The 8,627-nt window shown below is 68.5% G+C and carries 9 protein-coding genes; 7 read left to right on the top strand and 2 right to left on the bottom strand.

Annotated elements, in window-relative coordinates:
• Positions 1–218 precede the first annotated feature (218 nt).
• Positions 219–1,385 carry a glycogen synthase gene (glgA, locus tag AB0I35_RS20260; RefSeq protein ID WP_357397647.1) on the bottom strand — a complete coding sequence of 389 codons (1,167 nt, stop codon included), beginning with the start codon at positions 1,383–1,385 and terminating at the stop codon, positions 219–221.
• A gap of 110 nt (positions 1,386–1,495) precedes the next feature.
• Here glgA and glgC point away from each other — a divergent pair, with 110 nt between their 5' ends.
• Positions 1,496–2,713 carry a glucose-1-phosphate adenylyltransferase gene (gene glgC, locus AB0I35_RS20255; protein WP_357397632.1) on the top strand — a complete coding sequence of 406 codons (1,218 nt, stop codon included), beginning with the start codon at positions 1,496–1,498 and terminating at the stop codon, positions 2,711–2,713.
• 29 nt (positions 2,714–2,742) lie between these two features.
• On the opposite strand, the gene AB0I35_RS20250 is transcribed toward glgC, so the two are convergent.
• Entirely contained in the window at positions 2,743–3,375 is a 633-nt protein-coding gene (locus AB0I35_RS20250) for an O-methyltransferase (protein ID WP_357397630.1), read from the bottom strand.
• A 280-nt stretch (positions 3,376–3,655) separates the two neighbouring features.
• Here AB0I35_RS20250 and sigE point away from each other — a divergent pair, with 280 nt between their 5' ends.
• The 6 genes from sigE (at position 3,656) to AB0I35_RS20220 (ending at position 8,563) form a co-directional block, all read left to right on the top strand.
• Positions 3,656–4,324: an RNA polymerase sigma factor SigE gene (sigE, locus tag AB0I35_RS20245; protein ID WP_084456750.1), complete on the top strand. Its 669-nt coding sequence runs from the start codon at positions 3,656–3,658 to the stop codon at positions 4,322–4,324.
• 136 nt (positions 4,325–4,460) lie between these two features.
• Complete coding sequence (locus tag AB0I35_RS20240) at positions 4,461–4,829, top strand: hypothetical protein (protein ID WP_067485782.1); 369 nt, start codon at positions 4,461–4,463, stop codon at positions 4,827–4,829.
• Positions 4,830–4,839: 10 nt separating this feature from the next.
• Positions 4,840–6,378: a trypsin-like peptidase domain-containing protein gene (locus AB0I35_RS20235; RefSeq protein WP_357397629.1), complete on the top strand. Its 1,539-nt coding sequence runs from the start codon at positions 4,840–4,842 to the stop codon at positions 6,376–6,378.
• Positions 6,379–6,411: 33 nt separating this feature from the next.
• A complete protein-coding gene (tatB, locus tag AB0I35_RS20230) occupies positions 6,412–6,834 on the top strand; it encodes a Sec-independent protein translocase protein TatB (RefSeq protein WP_357397627.1) in 423 nt (140 codons plus the stop codon).
• A 182-nt stretch (positions 6,835–7,016) separates the two neighbouring features.
• Positions 7,017–7,874 carry a hypothetical protein gene (locus AB0I35_RS20225; protein WP_357152361.1) on the top strand — a complete coding sequence of 286 codons (858 nt, stop codon included), beginning with the start codon at positions 7,017–7,019 and terminating at the stop codon, positions 7,872–7,874.
• Positions 7,875–7,990: 116 nt separating this feature from the next.
• Positions 7,991–8,563 carry a hypothetical protein gene (locus AB0I35_RS20220; protein WP_357397625.1) on the top strand — a complete coding sequence of 191 codons (573 nt, stop codon included), beginning with the start codon at positions 7,991–7,993 and terminating at the stop codon, positions 8,561–8,563.
• The last annotated feature ends 64 nt before the right edge of the window (positions 8,564–8,627 follow it).

Here is an 8,627-nt window from a genome sequence, read left to right as displayed (position 1 = left end):
TCGAGACTCGCGCTTCGCGCATGCGCTTCGAGCGCTGTTCGCGCGGCCGGGCCGCTACGCCGCTGCGCGGCGGACCCTCCTCGAGGTCGGGTCGTACGGGGTTGGGAATGCGGTCATGGCGGAGTCGAGTCGGGCCGCGTGGGCTGGATGCGGTAGGTGACGGACCGAAGGGGGCCGCGTGGCTGGGATGCCGCGAGGCGTATGCGGCGCGGACGCTCTCAGCGGATGACTTCGCGATAGACATTCACAGTCTGTTCGGCGATCCTCGCCCAATCGAACTCCGCGATGGCTCGCGCGCGGCCTGCCTGCCCGTAGCGCGTCGCCAGCTCGGCGTCGCCCGCCACCGCGTTCACCGCGGCGGCCAGTGCGCGTTCGTAGTCACCCGAGGCGACCGGGTCGTAGTGCACCAATCGTCCCGTGACACCGTCGGCGACCACTTCCGGGATCCCGCCCACGTCCGAGGCGACGACGGCGGTGGCGCATGCCATGGCTTCCAGGTTCACGATGCCTAGGGGTTCGTATACCGAGGGGCAGACGAAAACTGTTGATGCCGTGAGGATTTGACGCACTTGTTCGGTGGGGAGCATCTCCTTCACCCAGAACACATTGCCGCGCCGGTTTTGCAGCTCGTCGACCGCGGCGGCCACTTCCTGCTCGAGTTCCACCGTGTCCGCCGCACCGGCGCACAACACCAGCTGGATGTCGGGGTCGAAATCGGCCGCGGCGGCCAGCAAGTGGCCGACGCCCTTCTGCCGGGTGATGCGGCCGACGAACGAGACGATCGGTAGATCGGCACGCACGCCGAGGCGGTCGAGCACCGGTTGCTCGGAGCCGGTGGGGGCGCCGGGATGCCACACGCCCGCGTCGATACCGTTGTGCACCACGTGAACCCGGCCGGGGTCGATGGCGGGATAGGCGTCGAGCACATCGTGTGCCATGCCCTCGCTCACCGCGATCACGGCGTCGGCCTGTTCCATCGCGTTGCGTTCCGACCACGACGACAAGCGATAGCCGCCGCCGAGCTGCTCGGCCTTCCACGGCCTGCGCGGTTCGAGCGAATGCGCGGTGAGCACGTGCGGGATGCCGTACAGCGCGCCGGCGAGGTGCCCGGCCAGACCCGCGTACCAGGTGTGCGAATGCGCCACATCCACCGCGCCGACAGCGTCGGCCATCCGTAGCTGAGCCGACATCATCTGCAGAGCGGTGTTGGCGGCGTACAGCTCCGGATCGGGCCGGTGCACCACCGCGCCCGTGCGTGGCGCACCCATGCAGTGCACGGTCACCTGGCACAGCGCGTGCAGCCGCGCGGTGAGCTCGGTGACGTGCACGCCCGCACCGCCGTACACCTCGGGCGGATACTCCCGGGTCAGCATGGCCACCCGCAACGGATCCGCGATCGCTGGTTCCCCGTCGGTGCCATCACTCACGCGGTCCAAATTAGACGCTCGGGTCGACATGGGCCACCGGGTGGGCCCGGGGCCTGTACTTTGACAGGGTGAGGAGCCAGCCGCACGTACTCGGGATCGTGCTCGCCGGTGGCGAGGGCAAACGACTGTTTCCGCTCACGGCCGACCGCGCCAAGCCCGCGGTTCCGTTCGGTGGGGCCTACCGGCTGATCGATTTCGTGCTCAGCAACCTGGTCAACGCGGGATATCTGCGCCTGTGCGTCCTCACCCAGTACAAGTCGCACTCGCTGGACCGCCACATCTCCCAGACCTGGCGGCTGTCGGGTTTCACCGGTGAGTACATCACCCCGGTGCCCGCGCAGCAGCGGCTCGGACCGCGCTGGTACACCGGCAGCGCCGACGCGATCATGCAGTCTCTTAACCTGATCTACGACGAGGACCCCGACTACATCGTGGTTTTCGGGGCCGATCACGTGTACCGGATGGACCCGGAACAGATGGTGGCCAGCCATATCGCCTCGGGCGCCGGCGTCACCGTCGCGGGGATCCGGGTGCCGCGCAGCGAGGCGAGCGCGTTCGGGTGCATCGATTCCGACGAGTCCGGCCGCATCACCCAGTTCCTGGAGAAACCCGCCCATCCGCCCGGCACACCGGACGACCCGAACGTGACCTTCGCGTCGATGGGCAACTACGTGTTCACCACCCGCGTGCTCGTCGACGCGATCCGCGCCGACGCGGAGAACTCCGATTCCGATCACGACATGGGCGGCGACATCATCCCGTCACTGGTCGCGGCCGGACAGGCCGCCGTCTACGACTTCGCCGACAACGACGTACCGGGCGCCACCGATCGCGACCGGGGCTACTGGCGCGATGTCGGCACCATCGACGCCTTCTACGAGGCGCACATGGACCTGGTCTCGGTGCACCCGGTGTTCAACCTCTACAACAAGCACTGGCCCATCCGCGGCGCCGCCGAGAACCTGCCGCCCGCCAAATTCGCGCGCGGCGGACTTGCTCAGGAGTCGATCGTCGGCGCGGGCTCGATCCTGTCGGCGGCCACCGTGCGCAACTCGGTTCTCAGTTCCAACGTGATGATCGACGACGGCGCGACCGTGGAGGGCAGCGTGCTGATGCCCGGCGTGCGCATCGGGCGTGGCGCGGTGGTCCGCCACGCCATCCTCGACAAGAACGTGGTGGTCGGCGAGGGCGAGATCATCGGCGTGGACCTGGACCGCGACCGGGAACGATTCGCCGTGAGCAACGGTGGGGTCGTCACCGTCGGCAAGGGCATCTGGGTGGGGTGACGGTCACATCAGCGGCCGGCGCCGCGGGGTCAGCACCGCGAGGCGCAGAGCAACCCGTCGCCGATCGGGATGAGCACGCTGGTCAGGTCCGGATTTTCGGCGATCGCCCGAGTCGCGGCACGCACCGCGGTGGTGGCCGGGTCGCGCTGGGTGGGGTCGGGGACGCGCCCGCCGAGCAGCGCGTTGTTCAGGATGAACGCACCGCCCTCGCGCAGTAATCGCACACCCTGCTCCACGTAGAGCGGGTGTTCCATGGGCGAGGCGTCGACGAACACCAGGTCGTAGGCGCCGTCGGCCAGGCGCGGCAGCACATCGAGGGCGCGGCCGTTGATGAGCCGGGTGCGCGCGGGCGCGATCTCGGCGGTGCGGAAGGCCTCCTTGGCGGCCCGCTGGTGCTCGGGTTCGGAGTCGATGGTGGTGAGGGTTCCGTCCTCACGCATGCCGTCGAGCAGCCACAATCCGCTCACACCCGCGCCGGTACCCACCTCGACGACCGAGCGGGCGCCGAGCATCTGCGCGTACATGCTCAGCAGCGCGCCGACCGAGGCGGGCACGGGCGCGGCGCCCAATTCGGTGGCCCGCTCGCGCGCGTCGAGGAGGACTTCGTCCTCGACGACGGACTCCTCCACATAGGCCAGGTTCCGCTCCACGTTCGATGCCACAGCTAAGAGGCTATGTCACCGACCGGGTCTGTGTATTCAGCGAAGGCGCCCGCGCGGGGTGAGTGTCGGGGTGCGTCAGGATTCTCAGGTGCCACTCAGGGTCTCCACACGTGCCCCATATCGCGACAGGAAATAGTTGCCACACCAGCCGATCGCGGCGGGTACGAGGCGCGGGAACAACCGCAGACATCCGGCGGTTGTTTCTGACAAGACAAGGTCCGCTGACCCGGACCGGTTCGGTTTCGTGCCGGCGGTCCCGAGTAGGAGGTGTCCCATCCCGATGGTAGACACGGCGCGTTCCGACGCCACACTGCCCGCCCAGACCCTTCCCACCGACTTTCCGCCGTCCGTCGAGGACGATCTCGATGCCGAACTCACCGGCACCGCGGCTTTCGACGCCACCGGTGACCGCACGGTGATGCCGTCGTGGGACGAACTGGTCCGCGAGCACGCCGACCGGGTCTACCGCCTCGCCTACCGGCTCTCCGGCGACGCCCAGGACGCCGAGGACCTCACCCAGGAAACCTTCATCCGGGTGTTCCGATCCCTGCAGAGCTACCAGCCGGGCACGTTCGAAGGCTGGTTGCACCGCATCACCACGAACCTGTTCCTCGATATGGTCCGCAGGCGCAATCGCATCCGCATGGAGGCCTTACCCGAGGACTACGACCGGGTGCCCGCCGAGGGACCCACGCCCGAGGACGCCTACCACGACTCCCGCCTCGACCCGGACCTGCAGAAGGCGCTCGACGCCCTCGCGCCGGAGTTCCGCGCGGCCGTGGTGCTGTGTGACATCGAGGGCCTGTCCTACGAGGAGATCGGCGCCACACTCGGCGTCAAGCTGGGCACTGTGCGCAGCCGCATCCACCGCGGGCGCCAGGCACTGCGCGACTACCTTGCGCATAATGGAATAGAGCAGCGATACTCCGCTGACACCTACGCAGGGTGACGGCCGCGAGCGGCCACACCCGGCCTGGTCGGGTTGATGTCGGTCGGAAGGAAGAACACCGCATGAGCGGTCAGCGCCTGGAGGCGGCAGCTCGCGTAACCACGGAGGGCGCCCGCTCATGCCGAGAGGAAACAGCATGAGCGTGGATCCAGCATCCTCAGGTCGCACACCGCGCTTTCAGCCCACCGAGCATCTGGCCAGCGAAGCGATCGCGGCCTACGTCGACGGCGAGCTGCGCATGAACGCCTATCTGCGTGCCGCCCAGCATCTCTCGGTCTGCCCCGAATGCGCCGCCGAGGTCGACGCCCAGCAGCAGGCGCGGATCGCGCTGCGCCGGGCGGGCGAAATCGCCGTCCCACGCAGCCTGCACGACAGCCTCAGCCGCATCCCGCTGGCCGAACTGCCCGCCGCCGCACCCGAACCTCCCCGCCGTAACGAGGCATTTCTCGGATTCCTGACCGATTCGTTCCCCGCAGCCCGGTGGACTACGTGGCGGCGCAAGTAGAGTCACGGGCGTGACAGGCGAATCGACGAATCCCGGATCGACCGACAACTCGGATTCGGCGGCGTCACGGGGGAATCTGCGGCCCTCCGACGCGCCGACCCTCGGCCCGCGTCCGGTGTACCGGCCGCACATCGACAGCCATACCGCGCACGCGTTCCGCCGCCCGAACGGCCAGACGGGTTCGTTCGCCCCGCACGACCCGATGCGCGACGGCAAGCGTTCCGACGACGGCGAACTGGTCGATCGGCGGCCGCCGGACGGTGTGCTCGCCGAGGCGTTCGCCCGCCCCGAGGACTCCGACGAACTCTTGCAACGCGAACCCGATTCCGGCGAACGCAAGATCGTCGTCGCGGGACCGGTGGACCCCTGGCGCGACCCCGCCGCAGGCGCGCGCCTCGGCGCCCCGGCGATCGAGACACCCGAACCCGCCCCGCTGCCTGTCGCACCCAAATTGTCGGCCCGCGAGGTGCTGTTCGGCTCCCGGGTCGCGCCGAAAGCGCTGGCCCTGCTCGCCGTGATCGCGCTCGGTATCGCCGTCGTCGGTGGGCTGGTCGGGCGGATCACCGCCGAGACCGCGTCCACCCTCACCTCGCGCAAGGTCACCCTCCAGCAGAGCGAGAGCTCCGATTCCCCACACGGCAAGATCGCGGCTGTCGCCGACGCGGTGCTGCCGTCGGTGGTGTCGATCCAGGTCATCATCGGTGACGGCGGACCATCCGGCTCGGGTGTCGTCCTCGACGCCGAGCAGGGCTACATCGTCACCAACAACCACGTGATCTCGGCGGCGGCCACCGACAAGTCCGGCAACGCCAAGATCCAGATCGAGTTCTCCGACAACACCCGGGTGCCTGCCCAGATCGTCGGGCGCGATCCCAAGACCGACCTCGCGGTGCTCAAGGTCGACGCCGACAACCTCACCGAGGCGAACCTCGGCCGCTCCGACGACGTGCAGGTGGGCGACGACGTGCTCGCCATCGGTTCACCGCTCGGCCTGGAGAAGACTGTCACCTCCGGCATCGTCAGCGCGCTGCACCGCCCGGTGAGCCTCGGCGGCGAGGGCACCGACACCAATGCCGTGATCGACGCGGTGCAGACCGACGCCTCGATCAACCCCGGTAACTCCGGCGGCGCCCTCGTCGACATGGACGGCAGGCTGATCGGCGTCAATACCGCTATCAAGAGCAATACCGGTAACTCGGTCGGTCTCGGGTTCGCCATCCCGATCGATGTGGTCACCTCCATCGCGCAGACCCTGATCCGCGACGGCAAGGTCAACCACCCGCAGCTCGGGCTCAGCGCGCGCACCAAGGCCGTCGCCAACGAGTTGCGCAGCGGCGCCGCCGTTGCCGACGTCGTGGCTGGTGGACCGGCCGCCAAGGCGGGCATCGTCGAGGGCGACGTGATCGTCAAGGTCGGCGATCGCGTCGTGGAGGGCCCCGACGAACTGGTCGTCGCGGTGCAGTCGCACAAGATCGGCGAGCGGGTGAACGTGCAGTTGATCCGCGATGGCAGGCAGGTGGACGTGCCCGTCACCCTCGAATCCGACTGAGCTGCGACGACGCGCGCCGGGTAACCTGGGATCGTGTTCAGCAACATCGGGTGGAGCGAGATGATGATCCTGCTCGTCGCCGCCCTCGTGATCCTCGGCCCGGAGCGCCTGCCCGGGGCGATCCGCTGGACCACGTCGTCGCTTCGTCAGGTGCGCGACTACGCCAGCGGGGCCACCTCCACGCTCAAGCAGGAACTCGGCCCGGAGTTCGACGAGCTGCGCAAACCGCTCGCCGAACTCAACGAGCTGCGCGGGATGACACCGCGTGCCGCGGTCACCAAGCACCTGCTGGGCGGCGACGACTCGGTGCTGCGCGATCTGGAGAAGGCCGTGCCGGACCGCAAGGAGCTGTTCGGCACGAGCAGCGGAATGCCCGGCACCGGGCCCTCGTTGTCGAAGGCGCCGAAGCCGTTGGAGCACAACGAGCGGCCGCCGATCGACTCCGACGCCACCTGACACCGGCGAACAGACCACACGGTCGTCATTTGCCACCCGGTCGCGCGTACCGCCGATGCCCGCGCCGACCTCGCCGTCTTTGTGGTTGCCGACAGACATTCCGCGATCGGCGTTGTGCGCCAAGACATTCGATGTCAATCGTTATAGACACGAATCGGCGTCCAGCTGTCTAGACTTCGCACATGTCGGCCGATGACGTGGCACGAGTCTTCGCGATCGAAGACAAGGTCGAGAGACTCAAAGCAGCCACCGACGGGGTGGCGGCTGCCCAGCAGACCATCAACGAACTCACCAGGATCCGCCGCGCCGTGATCCGCGAACTCCATGCCGAGGGCTGGACGTTCGCCCGCATCGGTGCCGCCGCCGGCTTGTCGCGGGCGCGCATCCACCAGGTGAGCACCCAGGGTCCGGTGCCCGAAGGGCTGTTCTTCGGGCACGGCACGCTCACCGTGCTGGCCCCGGAGGTCCGCACGGGCAGGCTGCTCGGCGCACCCGATCCGGCGGCCGCGCAACGGCTGGCCGAGCTGCTGCGCCAGCTCGGATTCGTGGCGACGGTCGAGACGTTCCTGCCGGGCAGACCCATCGATCTCAATCGCGACGGCCTGGTAATCCTCGGCGGGCCCGAGCTGTCCCCGAGCCTGCGTCAGCTGGTGGCGGCCGATCCACGACTGCGCCGCACCGTCACCCGCGCGGGCGACACCCGGCGCGGCATCGAGGACCGGGCCGCGCGCCGCGTCTACCGGCCCGGCGGCACCGAACCACACGACATCGCCTATCTGGCCCGGCTGCCCCGCCCCGACCGGCGCGGCACCGTGATGCTCATCGACGGGCTGCACCCGCCGGGATCGCTGGGTGCGATCCGGTTGCTGGCCACCCGGCTGGCCACGCTGCACGAGCGGGCGAGCACCCATCTGTTCTCGGTTCTCATCGCCGTGCGATACGACCGCACGACCGGCGAACCGGTCGATGCGGATCTACTCACCCCGGTTTATCGGCACGAAACCGACCAAAAGTCCGCTGCGAACCGGACTCGCCCATAACTGCATCTAAACAACGGCTACTTTGTGATCTGCATCACGGTAATGTTATAGATCACAACCCGAGCCCGATGGTTAGATTGCTAGCGAGTAACCGAGTGTGAGTAGGTGAGCTTCACATGTTCTCGTCTCCCGAGGCCAATGCCTGCCGGGTCCTGCCCGTGCGCGCGGTCGGCGTCGCGGGCCCCCGGCCTGTTCCCCCGTCCGACATCGACTCTGTCGGCGGTGAGGTGGTCGTAACGACCCACCGCGTGACCTACAGCGACCGTTTGAAGGTCTTCATCGGCCCGCACGAGGACGTGGACAGCTTCCTGCGCCCACTGCGCCGGATGGACGGTCATCAGCGCTTCGCGCTCGATCTGACGGTGCTGCCCGAGCCCATGCCCGCCACCGAGGTGACGGCATCGGTGAGCGCGGCCCGTGGCGATCTGGCGTTGCGCTGCACCGGCTCGGCCGACGCCATGACGCTGCAGCTGCGCACCACGGTCGATCATCTGCCGCGCCGCTACACCCTCGGATTTCCGGGCAGCCGCCTCGGGCTGCCGACGGTGTATGTGCCACACGGCGACGACGACACCTACGTCTACCCGGAGGAGGTCTTCACCGCCGAGTACGCGGCGCAGATCTTCCACGAGTTCTTCCATCAGGGCGCCGTGCCCGCCGGGCTGCAGCACCGCGAGATCCTCGACTGAGCTTTCCCCGCGCCGGGATGCTCGCGGTTAGCTAGGCTGGACCGAAAGGTCACAGTCGGTGGAG

The organism is Nocardia sp. NPDC050378 (genome assembly GCF_040655675.1).
Taxonomy (GTDB): domain Bacteria; phylum Actinomycetota; class Actinomycetes; order Mycobacteriales; family Mycobacteriaceae; genus Nocardia; species Nocardia coubleae.
The sequence above is the reverse complement of the archived record's forward strand: the minus strand, read 5'-3'. Positions and strand labels throughout refer to the sequence as shown.

What these genes read in the sequence shown, in the direction of transcription:
- sigE (WP_084456750.1), top strand. Translation starts at nt 3,656, where the DNA reads ATGGTAGACACGGCGCGTTCCGACGCCACACTGCCCGCCCAGACCCTT.
- AB0I35_RS20240 (WP_067485782.1), top strand. Translation starts at nt 4,461, where the DNA reads ATGAGCGTGGATCCAGCATCCTCAGGTCGCACACCGCGCTTTCAGCCC.
- AB0I35_RS20225 (WP_357152361.1), top strand. Translation starts at nt 7,017, where the DNA reads ATGTCGGCCGATGACGTGGCACGAGTCTTCGCGATCGAAGACAAGGTC.
- AB0I35_RS20220 (WP_357397625.1), top strand. Translation starts at nt 7,991, where the DNA reads ATGTTCTCGTCTCCCGAGGCCAATGCCTGCCGGGTCCTGCCCGTGCGC.